Source organism: Thalassotalea fusca (genome assembly GCF_053485835.1).
The window spans coordinates 1-18,211 of sequence record NZ_JBQRUN010000016.1 but is presented as its reverse complement, the minus strand read 5'-3'; the positions used below and the strand labels follow the sequence as shown (position 1 = coordinate 18,211).

General features: G+C 40.8%; 18 protein-coding genes and 1 other RNA gene. 12 read left to right on the top strand and 7 right to left on the bottom strand.

The window, feature by feature from the left end:
- Nucleotides 1-22: 22 nt before the first annotated feature.
- From ACSLUK_RS16145 to ACSLUK_RS16135, 3 genes are all read right to left on the bottom strand, one after another.
- Nucleotides 23-1,090 carry a trypsin-like peptidase domain-containing protein gene (locus ACSLUK_RS16145; RefSeq protein WP_448549714.1) on the bottom strand — a complete coding sequence of 356 codons (1,068 nt, stop codon included), beginning with the start codon at nt 1,088-1,090 and terminating at the stop codon, nt 23-25.
- Nucleotides 1,091-1,241: 151 nt separating this feature from the next.
- Nucleotides 1,242-2,591 carry a Do family serine endopeptidase gene (locus tag ACSLUK_RS16140; RefSeq protein ID WP_448549713.1) on the bottom strand — a complete coding sequence of 450 codons (1,350 nt, stop codon included), beginning with the start codon at nt 2,589-2,591 and terminating at the stop codon, nt 1,242-1,244.
- Nucleotides 2,592-2,657: 66 nt separating this feature from the next.
- A complete protein-coding gene (locus ACSLUK_RS16135) occupies nt 2,658-3,119 on the bottom strand; it encodes a Z-ring associated ZapG family protein (protein WP_448549712.1) in 462 nt (153 codons plus the stop codon).
- Between the two features lie 164 nt (nt 3,120-3,283).
- Between ACSLUK_RS16135 and zapE the strand changes: the two genes are divergently transcribed.
- The 8 genes from zapE to ACSLUK_RS16095 all read left to right on the top strand — a co-directional run bounded on the left by zapE (nt 3,284) and on the right by ACSLUK_RS16095 (nt 9,809).
- A complete protein-coding gene (gene zapE / locus ACSLUK_RS16130; protein WP_448549711.1) occupies nt 3,284-4,399 on the top strand; it encodes a cell division protein ZapE in 1,116 nt (371 codons plus the stop codon).
- A 270-nt stretch (nt 4,400-4,669) separates the two neighbouring features.
- On the top strand, nt 4,670-5,098 hold the full coding sequence (rplM, locus tag ACSLUK_RS16125) for a 50S ribosomal protein L13 (RefSeq protein ID WP_448549710.1): 429 nt from the start codon (nt 4,670-4,672) through the stop codon (nt 5,096-5,098).
- A 3-nt stretch (nt 5,099-5,101) separates the two neighbouring features.
- Nucleotides 5,102-5,494 (top strand): 30S ribosomal protein S9, encoded by a 393-nt coding sequence (gene rpsI / locus ACSLUK_RS16120; RefSeq protein WP_448549709.1) that lies wholly within the window; start codon nt 5,102-5,104, stop codon nt 5,492-5,494.
- A 586-nt stretch (nt 5,495-6,080) separates the two neighbouring features.
- Complete coding sequence (gene petA / locus ACSLUK_RS16115) at nt 6,081-6,671, top strand: ubiquinol-cytochrome c reductase iron-sulfur subunit (RefSeq protein ID WP_448549708.1); 591 nt, start codon at nt 6,081-6,083, stop codon at nt 6,669-6,671.
- Nucleotides 6,671-7,933, top strand: coding sequence for a cytochrome b (locus ACSLUK_RS16110; RefSeq protein ID WP_448549707.1), 1,263 nt, complete (start codon nt 6,671-6,673; stop codon nt 7,931-7,933). The genes petA and ACSLUK_RS16110 overlap by 1 nt, the downstream gene beginning before the upstream one ends.
- Nucleotides 7,933-8,631 carry a cytochrome c1 gene (locus tag ACSLUK_RS16105; protein ID WP_448549706.1) on the top strand — a complete coding sequence of 233 codons (699 nt, stop codon included), beginning with the start codon at nt 7,933-7,935 and terminating at the stop codon, nt 8,629-8,631. The genes ACSLUK_RS16110 and ACSLUK_RS16105 overlap by 1 nt, the downstream gene beginning before the upstream one ends.
- Before the next feature lie 81 nt (nt 8,632-8,712).
- Nucleotides 8,713-9,354 (top strand): stringent starvation protein SspA, encoded by a 642-nt coding sequence (gene sspA, locus ACSLUK_RS16100; RefSeq protein ID WP_448549705.1) that lies wholly within the window; start codon nt 8,713-8,715, stop codon nt 9,352-9,354.
- Nucleotides 9,354-9,809: a ClpXP protease specificity-enhancing factor gene (locus ACSLUK_RS16095; RefSeq protein WP_448549704.1), complete on the top strand. Its 456-nt coding sequence runs from the start codon at nt 9,354-9,356 to the stop codon at nt 9,807-9,809. The genes sspA and ACSLUK_RS16095 overlap by 1 nt, the downstream gene beginning before the upstream one ends.
- Before the next feature lie 131 nt (nt 9,810-9,940).
- Here the strand turns inward: ACSLUK_RS16095 and dolP are convergent, their stop codons facing one another.
- The 4 genes from dolP to ACSLUK_RS16075 are packed head-to-tail and all read right to left on the bottom strand — an operon-like array spanning nt 9,941 to nt 13,329.
- On the bottom strand, nt 9,941-10,507 hold the full coding sequence (gene dolP / locus ACSLUK_RS16090) for a division/outer membrane stress-associated lipid-binding lipoprotein (RefSeq protein ID WP_448549702.1): 567 nt from the start codon (nt 10,505-10,507) through the stop codon (nt 9,941-9,943).
- 6 nt (nt 10,508-10,513) lie between these two features.
- A complete protein-coding gene (locus ACSLUK_RS16085) occupies nt 10,514-11,101 on the bottom strand; it encodes a phosphoheptose isomerase (protein ID WP_448549701.1) in 588 nt (195 codons plus the stop codon).
- Between the two features lie 4 nt (nt 11,102-11,105).
- A complete protein-coding gene (locus ACSLUK_RS16080) occupies nt 11,106-11,504 on the bottom strand; it encodes a YraN family protein (protein ID WP_448549700.1) in 399 nt (132 codons plus the stop codon).
- Nucleotides 11,479-13,329, bottom strand: coding sequence for a penicillin-binding protein activator (locus ACSLUK_RS16075; RefSeq protein ID WP_448549699.1), 1,851 nt, complete (start codon nt 13,327-13,329; stop codon nt 11,479-11,481). Before ACSLUK_RS16075 ends, ACSLUK_RS16080 begins: the two co-directional genes overlap by 26 nt.
- A 76-nt stretch (nt 13,330-13,405) precedes the next feature.
- Between ACSLUK_RS16075 and rsmI the strand changes: the two genes are divergently transcribed.
- The 4 genes from rsmI to ACSLUK_RS16055 all read left to right on the top strand — a co-directional run.
- Nucleotides 13,406-14,260 (top strand): 16S rRNA (cytidine(1402)-2'-O)-methyltransferase, encoded by an 855-nt coding sequence (gene rsmI, locus ACSLUK_RS16070; protein WP_448549698.1) that lies wholly within the window; start codon nt 13,406-13,408, stop codon nt 14,258-14,260.
- A 58-nt stretch (nt 14,261-14,318) separates the two neighbouring features.
- Nucleotides 14,319-14,706: RNase P RNA component class A (gene rnpB, locus ACSLUK_RS16065), an RNA gene on the top strand.
- 828 nt (nt 14,707-15,534) lie between these two features.
- Nucleotides 15,535-16,941 carry a serine hydrolase gene (locus ACSLUK_RS16060; RefSeq protein WP_448549697.1) on the top strand — a complete coding sequence of 469 codons (1,407 nt, stop codon included), beginning with the start codon at nt 15,535-15,537 and terminating at the stop codon, nt 16,939-16,941.
- A 54-nt stretch (nt 16,942-16,995) separates the two neighbouring features.
- Nucleotides 16,996-18,211, top strand: a 1,216-nt coding sequence (locus tag ACSLUK_RS16055; protein WP_448549695.1) for a hypothetical protein, incomplete at its 3' end; no start/stop codon positions are given.

Sequence of the window (18,211 nt, the reverse complement as noted above, 5' to 3'; positions counted from 1 at the left end):
GCATATTTCCTTTTCCATACGCCTATCTAATATTGCGTAACTCACCGATTGTAACGTCAATGTCCATCGGGGCGCCATCGCGATATATCTTAAAGTTTAATACTGTACCTGGCTGTGTTTCAGCGACAATATCTAACGCTTCATTGATACCATTAATAGGTTTATCTGCTATTTGATAAACAATATCGTTGAGGCGCAAGCCTGAAATATCTGCTGGCCCCCCCTTGGCGATTGCTCTAATGACGAATCCTTTAATGTCATATCGATATTCATTTGACGTGATACCTAACCAACCACGGACAACACGCCCATTTTCGATGATTTGCTTCATTACTTTGTAAGCAAGCTCATAAGGGATAGCAAAGAAAATGCCTTGAATATTGATTTGTGGATTGGATTGGGTAAATTTTCGTGAATTGATACCGACTAGCTCACCACGCGTGTTTATCAGCGCACCACCAGAATTACCTTCATTAATTGCGGCATCCATTTGTAGAAATTCTTGATAACTGGTACTACTCAAACCATTGCGACCTGTAGCACTAACAATACCTTGTGTTACTGTTTGTCCTAAATTAAGCGGGTTGCCAATCGCTAAAACAACATCACCTACGCGCGATACGAGTTCTGGTGCTTGTGGAATAGTGGGAAGGTTTACGGCATCTACTTTCAATACGGCTAAATCAGTATATATATCGTAGCCAATAATTTGTGCTGGATATTCTTCACCCGTTTGTAAGACTACGCGGATCATGTCAGCGTTTTGCACCACATGGTAATTGGTTAACAAGTAACCATTAGCATCCATTATCACGCCTGAACCAAGTTCGTTGATTACCCGCTGACTGCGACCGTATGAAATACCATTTTGTATTTGTTCTGAATAAATAATGGCAACAGATGGACTCGCGCGCTGAACAGCGTTTGCATAGGAAAGGGCTTGTTCCTGTACAACAATAGGGTTAAAAGCCGTCCAAAAAGGTGTTGATGCATTGCGTAAATTGGGAAATAACAAAAGCAATACTGCAGCAAGCACGATACCGTAGCCAATCGCGCTGGCAATGTAATTGATAACCGATTTAATATTCAAAATATAATGCTTTATTGATGTGTCGAGTTTTTGATAAGCCTATCACAAATTGGCAAAAATCATAATGTTTGATATTTTCTTATGCATGGAACTGGTGAAAATAAAAAAGGCTCTCGCGAGCCTTTTTAAATATTGATGGGGGTCTATTTGCTTATCGAATACGAATAAACAAGTTTGTGTTACCTCGTACAATATTAAGTAACGACACGCCTTTATTTTCAGTTAAGTAATCGCGTAAGTCAGCAATATTGGCGATACGTTTACGGTTAACGCCAACAATATAGTCATCTTTACGCAACCCAACGATATCCGCTGGTGAGTCTTCCTCTATAGCGGTAACTAATACGCCTTTGCCGTCTTTGTTTTCTAACGATGCGCCTTCAAGCATGCGATGAATACTCGCGGGTTCTACGCCTGCCGCTTCGACTTTTTTCAGTGTTGCGGTATAGCGTTTTTCGTCACCGTTAGACTTGATGACAGTGACTGATACTTTGTTACCTGCACCAATTGAACCGATTTTTCCGCGCACTTCTTCAAATGATTTAATGCGAATGTCATTAACTTTAATGATAACGTCGCCCGCTTCAATGCCTGCATCTTCCGCTGCTGAACCTGGTTCTACGCTTTCAATAAAGCCGCCTTGCTGGGTATCTAATTCCATCGCTTTGGCAAGTTCACGTGTAAGCGTGTAACCTCTAATGCCTAGAGCACCACGTCTCACTTCACCATACTCGATGATTTGCTTAACCAAATTACTCATCATATTACTCGGGATGGCAAAGCCTATACCAACGTTACCACCGTTTGGTCCTATGATTGCAGTGTTGATGCCGACAAGTTCGCCGCGAAGATTAACCAATGCTCCTCCAGAGTTACCGCTGTTGATTGCTGCATCTGTTTGGATAAAATCTTCATAATTTGCATTGTTTAATCCGCTGCGCCCTAACGCACTGACAATACCAGAGGTGACGGTTTGTCCAAGACCAAATGGGTTGCCTATTGCAACCGTAAAATCACCAACGCGCAGGGCGTCTGAATCAGCTATTCTAATTTCAGTTAAGTCTTCAGCATCTATTTTTAAAAGTGCAATATCACTACTTTCGTCTGCCCCAATTTTTTTGGCTTCTATTTGGCGACCATCTTGTAATGAGATCATAATTTCATCAGCTTCGTTAACCACATGATGATTGGTGACAATGTATCCTTTGTCTGCATCAATGATGACACCAGAACCTAACCCTTGAAATGGGCGTTCCGGCGTTGATCTTGGCGTGCCGAAAAAATACCTAAATGCTTCAGGCACTCGCCTATTTTGTACCTCGTGCGTCCCTTTTACAGAGATGAGAACAACGGCAGGTGTGACTTTTTCAAGCATAGGTGCAAGGCTGGGTAGTGCCTGACCATTTACGGAATACGGCAAATTTGCATAAGCTGGAGCACTTGAGAATGCCAATGTGCTTGATAAAAGAACGGTACTTAATGCTAATGAAATTTTATTCATACTTGATATAACTCCTCACTAAAGTATTGATACCCAATAACAGACTTAGCTGAATTCAATTAGTTCCTATTCGCTTGTCTCAGCATTTGTAACACTATGTTTCTTTCCTTCAAATAATCCGCTTGAACCAGCTGAATAATCCAGTGGTGGTTCAGACAATGATTCTTTAGTTTTCTTTTCGCTACGATCGTGACGAAGATTCACTGTTTTAGCTAATTGCTCCTGTGTTTCTTTAGAAAAGAAAGGCATTGCATCGTTTATATCAGGCGTTGCTTGTTGCAATAGCTTGGTACTCGTTTCCATTTGTTGCATTGCTTTTTGGCATGTTTGATTCATTTGTTCGAGTAACTGGGTCGAATTGTCCAAATGTTCAGCAACGTCAAGCTTGTATTGTGCAAGTGCTGCATCACTTTGTGTGACTTGCTCTCGCAGTTTTTCTGCATCGTGTTGCGATGAATAAAAACGATTTGCCAAAAAGCCAGCAATCCCACCTAAAATAAAAATTCCGATGCCTAAAATAATACTCATACTCTGTACCTTCGTTGTATTTGCGCTAGAAATTAGTGAAAATAATAGTCTATACCTAATTGGTATAATAATACCGCGCTTGCTTACGCTTACCTACAGGATATTTTGGTTAAATGCTAAAATTCAAGCGCTATTTACTGACTTAATACCAATATGGTTAATCAATGATTAAATTATCTCCTATTGAAAAGTATAAACAAGACTTAACGCGCGATGATTTTCAGCACGATAGTGCACAAGAAAATGCAGTTCGTCACTTGCAACGGCTATATGAAGACTTACAGAGTAAGCCTTTGCCCGTAACAGGATTTAAAAAAGTGTTTAATCGTTGGAAGCGGGTTGTTGCTAAAGTGGAAACGCCTACGGTAAAAGGTTTATATTTTTGGGGGGGCGTTGGTCGAGGCAAAACATATCTAGTCGATACCTTCTATGATTGTTTGCCTTTTGAGAACAAGATGCGTGTGCACTTTCATCGATTCATGCATCGTGTTCATGAGGAACTCAAAACGCTTGCAGGACGGTCAGATCCTCTTAAGATCATTGCTAAACGCTTCTCAGAGGAAACTTGTATCATATGCTTTGATGAATTTTTTGTTTCTGATATTACAGATGCAATGATACTGGGCACACTATTTGAAGAGTTGTTCGCCCACAAAGTTACCCTAGTGGCAACCTCTAACATTATCCCTGATGAACTATACCGAAACGGTTTGCAGCGAGCGCGATTTTTACCTGCCATCGCCTTGATTAATGAAAACTGTGAAGTAGTTAATGTTGATAGCGGTGTTGATTACCGGTTACGGACGCTCGAACAAGCTGAAATTTATCATTCGCCACTAGATATTCAAGCCGAGGATAACCTTAATCGCTACTTTGCACAGTTGTCTGTTGAAGCTGGTACGCAAGAGAAAGTTATTGATATAAATAACCGTCCTTTGAATACCATTCAGGAGTCAGATGGCGTAGCGCATTTTGATTTTTCAGTTCTTTGTGAATCAGCAAGAAGCCAAAGCGATTATATGGAACTGAGTAAACTCTACCACACGATCTTACTGGCCAATGTTAAGCAAATGAATGTGGATTGCGATGATGCGGCCAGACGATTCATTGCGTTGGTGGATGAATTTTATGAACGAAAAGTTAAATTGATCATTTCCGCAGAAGTTGAAATGGAATCTCTCTACACGCATGGTGGATTGTCATTCGAATTTAAGCGTTGTTTGAGTCGTTTACAAGAAATGCAATCACATGATTACTTAGCAAGCGAACACTTACCGTGAGGCCTGTAGGTAAGTATTTACTTATGTTGTTTAGGATGAAAATCAGCCGGCGCATACAGTAGAGAATAAGACGAGATAAAAAGTTTAAAAAGATTAAAAAATAATCGTGATCTTCTTTATGAACTTCTGTATAATTCTGCGCTCCCTACGTTACACATGCCTTTTAGGCGTTAGACTCGATACTCGAAGGGGTAATAGCGTAGTCTTTTAACCGGTTATTTGCATGACAAGTAACCTTATTAAGTAACAATTTAAAATTGGGTTTTTTTGATGAAAACTTTTGTAGCTAAACCAGAAAGCGTACAACGCGAATGGTTTCTAGTGGACGCTGAGAATAAAACTCTTGGTCGTATCGCTACTGAAATAGCAAGCCGTTTACGCGGTAAGCACAAGCCAGAATATACTCCTCACTGTGATACAGGCGATTACATCGTTGTTGTAAACGCAGAGAAAGTTAAAGTAACTGGTAACAAAGCGAAAGGTAAAATTTACTACTCGCACACTGAATTCCCTGGTGGTCTTAAGCAAATTAGCTTTGAAAAGCTAATCGACAAAGCGCCAGAGCGTGCAATTGAATTCGCTGTTAAAGGTATGTTACCTAAAGGTCCTTTAGGTCGTGAAATGTACCGCAAGTTAAAAGTGTATGCTGGCCCTGAGCACAAGCATGCTGCACAACAACCACAACTTTTGGAGCTGTAAGCAATGGCTGATAATCAATATTACGGTACTGGTCGTCGCAAGAGCTCAACTGCTCGTGTGTTTATGAAAGCTGGTAACGGTGCAATCACAATTAACAAGCGTGACATTTCTGAGTACTTCGGTCGTGAAACAGCTCGCATGGTTGTTCGTCAGCCACTTGAGCTTGTTGAAATGATGGAAAAGTTTGACTTCAACATCACTGTAACTGGTGGTGGTATCTCTGGTCAAGCGGGTGCAATTCGTCACGGTATTACTCGTGCATTGATGCAATTCGACGAGACATTACGTAGTGACCTACGTAAAGCTGGTTTCGTTACGCGTGATGCTCGTAAAGTTGAACGTAAGAAAGTTGGTTTACATAAAGCACGTAAACGTCCTCAATTCTCGAAGCGTTAATCTACTTTATATTTATATGCAAAAAGCCGACATTATGTCGGCTTTTTTTATGCCCTCAAACTGGTGCTATTGAGTATTTTGGGCGTAGATGCCCTACGTACTAGCGCAATTTGCGCGAACAAAACCGAATGATTTTGGCGCCGCTTAACCAAATGGTTAAAATGCCGAAGATTGGAGAGTCTCGTTCTAGTATTTATTCGGTGTTGTCGATATTAGTCAAGTTTTTGCACTACTGTATTGTTATTAAAGAGTATTTCCCATTCTGGTTCGCAAAGTGCTATGAATCATCTATAGTTGTCTATGTAAAAACGCAATGAATTGAAATTTAAAACGTATACGGATTGGTTTGAGAGCGTAGCGATAATTATTCGCATCTGTGGTGGGTACTAAGAAACATTTTGTCATAAATTTCGATTTAACCACTGACAAACAAGTGAATTGCCTTGTAAAAAATAGGGCTTTTCTTTATGATCAGAAAAATTTTTTACCGCTAAGTTTAATCGAGCAAAATTTATCTAGCTATTGGCTATTAATAGCACAGGTAGTCGTCTATTTTGTTCATTAATATAATAATTGGAGATGTTGGATGAGCAATACGCCCGTTAACAACGGCCGTCGACGCTTTTTGACCGCAGCTACGTCTGTAGTCGGTGGTGTCGGTGTAGTCGGTGTGGCTGTGCCTTTCATTGGATCCTGGAACCCTAGTGCCCGTGCGAAGGCTGCTGGTGCTCCTGTTGAAGTCAATGTTAGTAAAATTGAGCCTGGACAATTGGTTCGTGCCGAATGGCGCGGTAAACCAGTTTATGTAATCCGCCGTACAGAAAAAACCGTTGCTGAATTAGCAAATCACGAAGAACAATTACGTGATCCGAATTCTGTTGAAGCACAACAGCCTGAATATGCTGCAAATGCTCATCGTTCAATTAAACCGGAATTTATGGTTGCGTTAGGGGTTTGTACACACTTGGGTTGTGCACCTACTTACCATAAAGGCGACTTTGCAGAAAAAGTTGAAGGAGTGACTGACGGTTTCTTCTGTCCTTGTCATGGTTCAAAATTTGATATGGCTGGTCGTGTTTTCCAAGGTGTACCTGCACCGTTAAACTTAGTTGTCCCAGAGCATTCTTTCCCAACTGAAAACACCTTGTTAATTGGTGTTGGTCAAGGAGCTGCATAATGGATAATTTCTTAGCCTGGATTGAAAAACGCATTCCAATGATGGAAGCGATGAACAAGCACGTTGTTCAATACCCAGCTCCAAAAAACTTTAACTTTTGGTACTTTTTTGGCTCATTAGCCATGCTAGTGCTTGTTAACCAAATTCTTACAGGTATTTGGCTAACAATGAACTATGAACCATCTGGCGACGGCGCTTTTGCGTCAATTGAATACATCATGCGTGATGTTGATTACGGTTGGTTGTTACGTTACATGCACTCTACAGGTGCTTCAGCGTTTTTCGTTGTTGTATACCTGCACATGTTCCGTGGCCTAATGTATGGCTCATACCAGAAACCACGTGAGTTATTGTGGATTTTCGGCATGTTGATCTTCTTGGTCTTGATGGCAGAAGCTTTCATGGGTTACTTATTGCCTTGGGGGAACATGTCGTACTGGGGGGCTCAGGTAATTATCTCGCTCTTTGGCGCCATACCTTTAGTTGGTGAAGAACTCACGATTTGGATTAAAGGTGACTACGTTATCTCTGGTGCAACACTCAACCGTTTCTTCGCGTTGCACGTAATTGCATTGCCATTGGTACTTGTTGTATTGGTTTTCTTACACATTATTGCGTTGCACGAAGTAGGTTCAAACAACCCAGAAGGTATTGATATTAAAAAGCCTAAAGGAAGTGTTAAGCCTGAAGAATTGAGCAAGTTTAAGTATCACAAACAATATACTGAAAAGTATGACATCGTAGACGCAGTACCGTTTCACCCGTACTACACCGTTAAAGATATTATGGGCGTAGCTGGGTTCTTGATTCTGTTCTGTTGGGTAATGTTCTTTGCACCTGAAGGTGGTGGATACTTTATCGAAGCGCCTAACTTTGAGCCTGCTAATGGTCTTAAAACACCTGAGCATATTGCGCCTGTTTGGTACTTTGGACCGTTCTACACTGTTTTACGTGTTGTTCCTGATAAGTTATTTGGTGCGATTCTAATGTTCGCGGCAATTGGTATGCTATTCGCGTTACCGTGGTTCGACCGAGGCGTAGTGCGTTCAATTCGTTACCGTAGCAAGCTGCACTTATTCAACTTAATTCAATTTGCAATTAGCTTTATTGTATTGGGTATTTTAGGTACTAAACCAGCAACTGACTTGAATAACTTGATCGGTGTAATCGCTACATTTGGTTATTTCGGCTTCTTCGTTGCACTATGGTTTTATAGTAAAACAGAAAAAACTAAGCCAGTACCAGAGAGGATCGCAGAATAATGAGAAAGTTAATTATAACTATTTTAGCATTAGTGCCTTTCTTGGCACTTGCTGCAGGTCCTAGTTTACCATTAGACAAAGCCAACAATGATTTAACTGATAAGGAATCATTGAAACGTGGCTTTGAATACTACCTGAACTACTGTTTAGGTTGTCATCAGCTTCAATATCAGCGTTACAATCGTACGTTTGCTGACCTTGGCATTGATGAAGAAGAAGGTAAAGCGAAGTGGATGCCGACAGGCGAAAAGCCGGGTGACCATATCAAAAACACTATGCCAGCAAAAGAAGCGGCAAAGTGGTTTGGTACTGCGCCACCTGACTTAACATTAGAAGCACGTTTAAGAAGTCCAGATTGGATCTATACTTACTTACGTTCTTTCTATGTTGATCCAGAGCGTCCATTTGGCGTTAACAACAAGATATTCAAAGATGTTGGTATGCCGCATGTTTTACAAAACTTGCAAGGTGTACAAACAATGGATGAAAACGGAAATTTAACCCCTGCGACAGGTGGTTCAATGTCTGTTGAAGAATATGATGAGTTTGTACGTGATCTCACTAACTTCTTAGAGTATGTTGGTGAACCAAACAAACTAGAACGTCAAAACTTAGGATACTGGGTAATCGGTTTCTTAGTGATTTTGTTTATATTCTCTTATTTACTTAAGAAAGAATATTGGCGAGACGTACACTAGTTGACAGCACAAGCTGAATTTATTTACGGGGGCTAATGCCCCCTTTGTTAGTTTTTATTAGTTATTAATTTTGGAGGCAAAATGGCCGTTGCTGCAAACAAACGCTCAGTTATGACCCTTTATTCTCTTGCAGATGAGATGTATAGCCATCAAACGCGTATCGTTTTGGCTGAGAAGGGCGTTAGCGTTGATATCCACATCGTAGATCCGGCGAAATTACCTGAGGATTTAATTGATTTAAATCCATACGGTACTATGCCGACTCTTATTGACCGTGAATTGGCGTTGTATGAAGCGAAAATCATCATGGAATACCTTGATGAACGATTTCCACACCCACCATTGATGCCTGTTTACCCAGTATCAAGGGGTCGTAGCCGTCTTATGATGCACCGCATCGAACAAGACTGGTATTCTTTGGCCGATAAGATTTTTAATGGTCCGGCAAATGAAGCTGAAAAAGCGCGTACTGAGTTAAGAGAAAGCTTACTTAGTGTTGCACCTTTAGTGTCTGAAACTCCTTACTTCATGAGTGAAGAGTTTAGCTTAGTGGATTGCTACTTGGCACCGCTTTTATGGCGTTTACCTGCTATGGGCATTGAATTATCAGGTCAAGGTGCTAAAGAGTTCAAGTCATACATGCTTAAGCTATTTGAACGTGAGTCGTTTCAAGCTTCATTGACAGAAGCAGAACGCGAATTGCGTTTTGGAAATTCTGCATAATGAATATCTCTATGACCTCGAATAAGCCCTATATTGTTAGGGCATTTTATGACTGGATATCGGACAACCAGTTAACACCATACATTGTTGTTGATGTAAGTGTAACAGGGGTGTTGGTACCCATGGCATATGTAAACGATGGTCAAATAGTGCTTAATATCTCTTCATCAGCCGTTGGTTCAATTTCTTTGGCTGGCGATGCAATACAGTTTAGCGCTAGGTTTGGTGGTCAGTTAGAACATTTGACTGTACCTTTTGGCGCAGTTGCAGCTATTTACGCAAAAGAAAATGGCGCTGGCACGTCTTTAGCGATTGAAGACACGTTTGCTGAAGAGGACAGTGCTGAGCAGCATTTATCGGCAGTAGAAGCGTCAGACGATGAAGATACTCAAGATAGTGGTGAATCGCTAAAAGAAAAAACAAAAGGTAGGCCAAGTCTTACCGTTGTTAAATAGGTACTTGAATAATGCAGTGAGTTAAAGCTTGCTGTCTTTATACCAATCTCTTATACGGATTGGTATAATAGCCAAATACAAAAAAGCTCGGTTAACCGAGCTTTTTTATTTCTATACGGATAGGTATTAGGTTAATTGATATATTCAAACATCTTAAATACGCGATTAACTCCACCGACATGGCGTGCGATATTGACCGCTTCGTCACCTTCAGCGCCAGTAATTAAGCCCATAAGAAATACTTCACCATTTTCAGTAACCACTTTAATATTTGTGGCATCTATCTTGTCGCTGCTAAACAATGCCGTTTTAACTTTGGAGGTCAGCCAGACATCGTTACTGCGCGTGGTAAATGAGGTTTTGTTGCTGATGCGTATTTGATCAAAGATATGCTCAATACCTTCAACTTTATTTAAAATCTTTATTGCTTCATCGCGCAGATAAGCATTAGGGGCTTGTCCTACAACTAACACCTTACCGTTAACACTCACTACCTGAAGGTTAGTATTCTCATTGATACCTTTGTGTTCAGACAAACGTGCATGGGCAGTAAACTCAATGCCATGATCATCTATTTGTTTGCCTAATGTGCGGTTATCATTGGCCATGGTCGCACCGCCAACTACTGTGACGACAGCGGCCGCTGCACAGCCTTGTAAAATACCTATAGTACTTAATGTAATGAGTAATTTTTTCATAATTTATTATGCTTCTTGAGGGAACAAGGTTGTATCAATAATTTCACATAAACAATGTATAACAAGCAAGTGCACTTCTTGAATACGTGCCGTTCTTGCTGACGGAACACGTATCTCTACATCATTCTCACCAAGCAAACCTGCGATATCGCCACCATCTCTACCCGTAAGGGCGATGATAGGCATATCTCGTGCGACAGCAGCTTCTATTGCTTTAATCACATTAGTTGAGTTACCACTGGTTGAAATCGCTAGCAAGACATCGCCTTGGCTACCAAGCGCTCTTACTTGCTTAGAAAACACTTCATCATAGTGGTAATCGTTGGCAATTGAGGTAATGGTTGAGCTATCGGTTGTTAGTGCGATAGCTGGCAAGCTTGGACGTTCTGTTTCATAACGATTAAGGAGTTCCGAGGAAAAGTGCTGTGCATCACCTGCCGAGCCCCCGTTACCGCATGACAATATTTTATGACCATTAAGCAAGCTGTTTACCATGATCATACCTGCTTGTTCGATGGGAGCCGCCAACGCTTCGCTAGCAGCGATTTTGGTCTGAATACTTTCGGTAAAATTATCTTTAATGCGATCTAACATTTGTTCATTGAACTCCATTGAAGGCGTCTTTCAGCCAAGTAATTTGTGGTGATTCTTTTGTCCCTTGAATTGCCACAACATCAAAACGACAAGCCGTATTATATGCATTAAGCTTCATTTTTTGCAGGTAAAATGTTGCGGTTTTTACAATTCTTTGCTGTTTTCGTATTGGTATTGCGTTAATTGCACCACCATATGTGGCGCTTTGTCGGTATTTGACCTCAACAAACACAATAAATTCATTGTCTTGAACAATCAAATCGATTTCACCAAAGCGGCAACTAAAATTTCTCGCTAAACAGGAAACACCCTGCTTTGCTAAATAGGCCTCGGCCTGTTGTTCCCAAAAGTCCCCCCAATCCTTGGTGTTAGATTGACTATTCCATATCAGTTTCTTGAACATTGCTACGCGAGTATCGCCCCCAAATTAAGCTTCTTGTCAGAATATTTTGCGTGTTCAGCTTTAAAACACCAGTTTGACCATAGTGCCTTACATAGCTATTAGCTTGCATGGCAGGAAGCTTATCGACGAGTTGATAGCTATCATAACCCATGGCAAAGATACGTTGTAATGAGTCTGAACGATCTGGCCACAATTGCTGAGTTAGCGCAAGCAAAGCTGTATTTTGCTGACTGCTGGCCAAAAGCCAAGGCATTTCAGTAAATACTAATCCCTCTAAATCTCTAGTGTCACTTGAATCTGCGTGGATGCTATGGCTACGTGAACTGGCAAACACAGGAATCGTTTCTGAAAACGTACTCGTGTTTACGTCAATAAAAGGCTTCATAAGACGCGTCTCAGTTGGTGAACCGATTAAATAGGCCATATCTACATCTCGACGATTGCGTTTCTCAAATTTTATATTCTGATTTACACGGCTGTCGATTGCCTTAATTCGTGCCTCACTATCATTTATCTCTAAGCTTTCCTTTAGCGCTTTTTGCATGTCAGCACTAGAGTCAATATAGATCAAATCGGGCTTCGTGCCGGTAATATGCGCCCAATGATTAACAAATGTTGAGGCGATTCGTTGCATCACGGGATCTTTATGGCTAATAACTAAAGGAGATTTGAATCCACGCTGGCTTAAGGTATTTGCAGCTTGAATAGCCTCATCTTCTGGGCGCATAGAAATCGCCGTGTGATGTGGCGCAAGTGGCAGCGTTGATGGAAGGTTCAAGAATAGCGTAGGTATAGTAAGCTCTTCGAGTTGCTGGTAATGATCAACGTTGTGCTTTAGTAGCGGACCTATGACAAATTCAATTTCTTTTTCTGCCAAAAGTTGTGGCAAGGTTGCTATGTCTAATTGTGCTGAATCGATGAAGGTAATTTGACGTTCTGGCTTTTGCTCAAAGGCCGCTAAAATTCCTTGTTGTGCCACTTTTCCCGCGCGCTGTTGGTTGCCGGACAAAGGTAAAATTACAGCAATTTTATTAATCGGCTGAGGCGTTGCCATATTGCTTGCGAAATTAGGCAATAAAGCTTGAGCAGGATGCGCTGGATATTCGCGTTGCCACTGTGTTAAGTATTGAGACAATAGAGCACTGTTATGGCCGTATCGGTTGGCATAGTGATACAACGCTTGCCAGCCATCGATATAGGGCGGCGACAGCTTTGCAAGTTTGGTCATTTCCCATTGAGCTAACGGACTAATTTGCTGCCATAGTTGCTCAATATCCTGTTCATTGGCAGAAATACTTAGCGCAAACGCTCGAAGTTGTGCATCAATGGCCAGTACAGATTGTTCCAATGTAATAAGCACATCCGCTTTCAACTGAAAATAATCAGCAGGTAGCGAAACAGAGCTTTCTTTATTGAGTCGTTCTGTCGCAACTAAAGCATCGTAGGCTGCTTCAGTTTGCCCTGTCAAAAATAGTCCCTTTGCAATGTTCAGATGTAATGTCATGCGTTGACTCGGGAGTTTAGCAATGGCGAGTGTTTGTTTACTTAGCCATATTCCTTGATGTAATCGACCTTCCTTAATAAGGTGTGTTGTGGCACTGGTCATTGCCGCAATGCTATTCGCAAGATTTTGCTGTGTACTTTCTTGTTGCGCAAGTGCTAGATAATAATCGGCGTTTTCAGTGGTAACGGCGTTATCTGTTGGGCTTTTGGAAGCGCTAGGTGATACGGATTTCTTCGGAGTAGCACAACTCGAAATGATGAGAACGCAAAATAACGAGCAAATTAATGATGAAAAAGAGGTTTTAAACTTAATAAGACTCACAAATCGAAATTCCGTGCGTTACAATAGGAGCATATAATAAACGTCATCTAGCAGACTCTCAACTTACTTCGCCATTATGAACACAACACAAGTGAACCCAAGTACTTTTTACGTCGTTTCAACGCCAATTGGTAATCTATCTGATATAAGTCAGCGCGCTATAGATGTGTTATCGCAAGTAGATATGATTGCTTGTGAAGATACTCGTCATACACAGAAACTGCTGACTGCTTATTCTATTAAGAATCATACGATATCTCTGCATGATCATAATGAACGCCAACGTCAAGAATATATCGCGTCGCAACTGCAAGAAGGTAAATCTATTGCACTGGTTTCAGATGCTGGTACGCCACTAATCAGCGATCCAGGGTTTCACGTAGTTCGCTATTTGCGAGAGCTTGATATCAAGGTAGTTCCTGTACCCGGAGCGTGCGCGGCCATTGCAGCATTGTCTGTTTCTGGTTTGCCGACAGACAGGTTTACTTTTGAAGGGTTCTTACCGTCAAAATCTGGCGCGAGACAAAAAGTACTAACAGAGCTGGCCAACGAATCGCGCACTATGGTGTTTTATGATGCACCGCGTCGCGCGATTGATACGGTAGCCGATATCGTTGCTGTGCTGGGTGAATCGAGACAAATTGTTATTGCACGTGAACTAACTAAAACATTTGAAACTGTCCACAGTGATACCGCGGGTAACATGTTAAATTGGCTTAACGAAGACCCTAACCAACTCAAAGGCGAAATGGTGCTTATCATTGAAGGCAAAGTACGTGAAGACGATGGTGTGCCAGATGAAGCTAAAAAAGCGTTGAGCATTTTACTTGAGGAGCTACCACCGAAAAAAGCCTGTGCTGTCGCGGGTAAACTGTATGATGTTAAAAAGAACACCTTATACGATTTAGCCATGTCGCTGAAAAATGGTTAATCGCACATTTCGTTAGGTATTGCTTGGCGCTAGGTAGCAATTAATATAAAATGCGCTGTGAGTTGACCAGACAATCGCTGCTTTACCGTTGTATCTTCGGATAGACAGGTAAAGGGGAGGAAAGTCCGGGCTCCAAAGAGCAGGGTGCCAGATAACGTCTGGGGGGCGAAAGCCTACGACAAGTGCAGCAGAGAGAAGACCGCCGATGGCTGGCAACAGCACAGGTAAGGGTGAAAGGGTGCGGTAAGAGCGCACCGGGCCGCTGGTAACAGTTGGCAGCAGGGTAAACTCCACCCGGAGCAAGACCAAATAGGGTTTCATATGGCGTGGCTCGCGTTGAAACCGGGTAGGTTGCTTGAGCCTTAGAGCGATTTAAGGCCTAGACGAATGATTGTCACTTTTCTTCGGAAGAGATACAGAACCCGGCTTATGTGTCAGCTCACCAAATTCAAAGAAAAGCCTCAACAGAAATGTTGGGGCTTTTTTGTGGCTAACTGTTCACTCCACATATACCTAAACTAAAGCGGTTTATGCGGTAGAACATCAAATTTTAGCAACCGCTTGAGCTATATGATATAAGTAGTTGGTTTTGTAAAATACTTTCTTATCATGTTGTTACAAGTAAAAGTGGTACGTAATCCTGTATACGGCCTAGGATTTCACCTACTTAAATTTAGTCATCATTTTTTTGGCCTGTCACATAAGAATTTCTCAATTAAATTGATTTAGGCTGGGCGCTTTGCCTGAGAAAATTTTCTCAACGATTTCAAATATTATAAAAATAGCAGCGTCAGAGTTTTAAATTTGTGGTACACACTTTGGTACACGGTTGTTAAATGTTGGCCAGCTTAAGTGATCAACGTGCAGGTAGTTTCCCGCTTTAAGTATTTATTTCTTAGAAAGTGTACTTTCTACTTGAGAGTGAATGTACCTAAATGCCCTGATGCTCGGGAAGTGAGGTTTTTTTTGAGGACTAGAAGCATAGCGTTGCCGTACTCTTGCTGGAGCTTTTACTGCCATTAGTTTAAAGGCTAAAACAATTTGTCACCAGATCAAGAACGTTTGACACTTATACTGCAAGATATTCTTTTACGAGTGTAATGTATTTGATATCGAGATTATTACCTATGTACTTTTGTATCGGTGAGACTTTGGCTAACAGCAATTTTTTATAATTTTAAAAATTTATTCAAACTTTTAGCCTGTTTTTTCGACATATTTAGTTAGAACAACTAAACGAACATTCTGTTCTTTTTAAATGAGACTAAACAATTATGAAAAAAAAGCTTACTGTCACAATCGTTGCTTTGTTAGGGATGCTGTCTAGTGCATATTCGGCTGAGTTTTGCGACTCTGAATGTAACAAAAAGTTAGAAGCATACATAGATTCAAAAATGAAGATTCACGGTGTCCCAGGGGTATCTGTTTCAATCATCAAAAATGGAGAGCTTGTATTTAATAAACAGAGTGGTGTTTCATCAATAGAACATCAGGCTTACGTAACAAAAGATGACGCATTTAGACTATATAGTGCTACCAAGATGCTGGTTAATGTAGCAATTTTTCAGTTGCTAGAGCAGGAAAAATTATCACTAGAAGATCCAGTAAAAAGGTTTATCGATTCTGCTCCTGATAGTTGGCAAAATGTCAAAATAAAACACCTACTCAGTCATTCTTCAGGAATCCCTAATTTTATTTTCTACGAAAACAAGGAAGACATAAGTAACAAAGAGGTGTGGAAAAAAATAGTGAGTTTGCCTATCGAGTTTGAAGCAGGAAAAAAGCACTCCTATAACCAGACCAACTATTGGATTCTTGCCAGAATAATTGAAAAACTGTCTAACAAATCGCTACAAAAGTACATTGTCGATAATCAGTTTTATGGAAAAGAGGACGGTATTGTTTTTTCAAGTTGCGATACTGAAGCGATTCCAAAAAGGTTAACTAAATATATATATGATAAAGGGCGAAAAGTATATAAACGTTCTACATATAATGGTGAAACCCGAGGGTTAGCGGGCAATGGAATCAGTATTAGCGGTGCGAAGTTAACTCGTTGGCTTGTTGACTTTCAGCAGAATAAGTTACTAGCTCCGGAAACTTTGTCCTTGATGTTGTCTCCATTTGAGTATATCGATAGCTCTTATCGCTTTTTACACGGGTTAGCTAGTTATGGTAGCGAAGATGGCTCAGCGTTTGGCTTTTCTGGCGGTGGCGTGTCTGCTATTCGCTGTTGGCAACAAGATGCACTATGTATATCGGTTCTCAGTAATGGCTACAAACATTATCCAGTTATAAACGAGTTCGTAGAAGAAATATCATGGCTTATAGATGAAAAGTATATTGAGCCGAATAAGCAGCGGTTGTATGAACTATCAGAGAAGGCCTTGTTGTTGCCTGACTACAGTATTGATTATAGTTTGGAGTATTCGGAAGGTTTTCTTAATAGTTTCGGGTATACGATGCTTAATGCTGGCAAAGTTGAACTGGCTTTGAGTGTATTCAAACTAGCGGTGAAACGTTTTCCAAAGTCATGGAATGCGTATGACAGTTTAGCAGAAACATTTAATAAACGTGGGAACCACGTAAAAGCACTTAATATGTATAAAAAAGCATTGGCATTGAAACCTGATGACCAGCGGCTTTTGTCTATTGTTAGCAAGTTAAGTACTCAGCAATAGGTAATTTGGAGTTTTATATGGGAGGCTAGGTGAAGTAAATGGGGTCGGTGGCAAATGATAACGATTCGCATGTGTCACCGACCCTTTTATTTGGTACGTGCGGAATATGACGACAGTTCATCTTATGATTTTGTTTACCAAAATGCACTGATGGTTGAAGAAACTGATACGCTCAATAATGTTTTTACCAAAAGCTTTGATAGCTCTGGCCGAATAATTGATAGCGAAGATCCAGAAGGAGGCAAATGGAGTTTCTACAGTGCTAAAGATGAGTTGACTAAAATACTTACTTACGGATATTCAACGGTAGAAAATAATACTTATGAGTCTCAGTTATCATATTTGCTAAATGGTGATCGTAAAATAATCACAACTTTTGCTGACAATAGTACGTATGAAAAAATAACCCAAGCAGATGGGTTCAAAGAAACATATAAATTATCTGGCATACAAAGTGTGATAGATAATGTAGTTGATGAAAAAACCAAACGAAAAATTCCACAAACAATAACGGTCGCTCTGCCAAGTGGTAAGCAAGGCAGTGTTCAAATAAATAAAACTTATGCAGAAGGAGGAACCGACACCAGTAAATCAACAGTTACTCTGACTAACAACGGTAGGTCATCTACGGTATCAGTCGATATTAAAACTGGCCAACAAGTAATTACTTCACCAGAAAGCAGAACGGCTACTTCTCAATGGGATCCATTAACAGGGCTTCAAACTGGTCAACAAATTGCTGGATTAGAGCCTATCAGTTATCAATATGACAGTAGAGGTCGCCTGACTTCTGCAACGAGTGGCGATAGGATAACAAGCTATAACTACAATGATCAGGTTAGCAAAGGAGCACTAACATCTATTACCGATGCGGAGCAGCAAGTCACTGGATTTGAATACGATGTGATGGGCAGAGTAAGTAAAATTACCTATCACGATGGCAGAATATTAGAACAAAGCTACGACAACAATGGCAATCTCGTATCTCTCACACCACCTGGCCAGCCAACACATTATTTTAATTACAACGGTGTTGGCCATGAAACAAGCTATACCCCGCCAGATGTAGCAGATGTTACCAATCCTGCTACGACTTACGATTATGACCGAGACCGTAAGCTAACAACCATCACTCGGCCAGACGGGCAGCAATTGTTGTTTAACTACACTGCTGGTACTAATCAGTTGGCAAGCATGAGTATTCCAAGAGGAATATACAGTTATGTTTATGACAGTCATGGCAATGTAACAGATATTACTGCGCCAGATA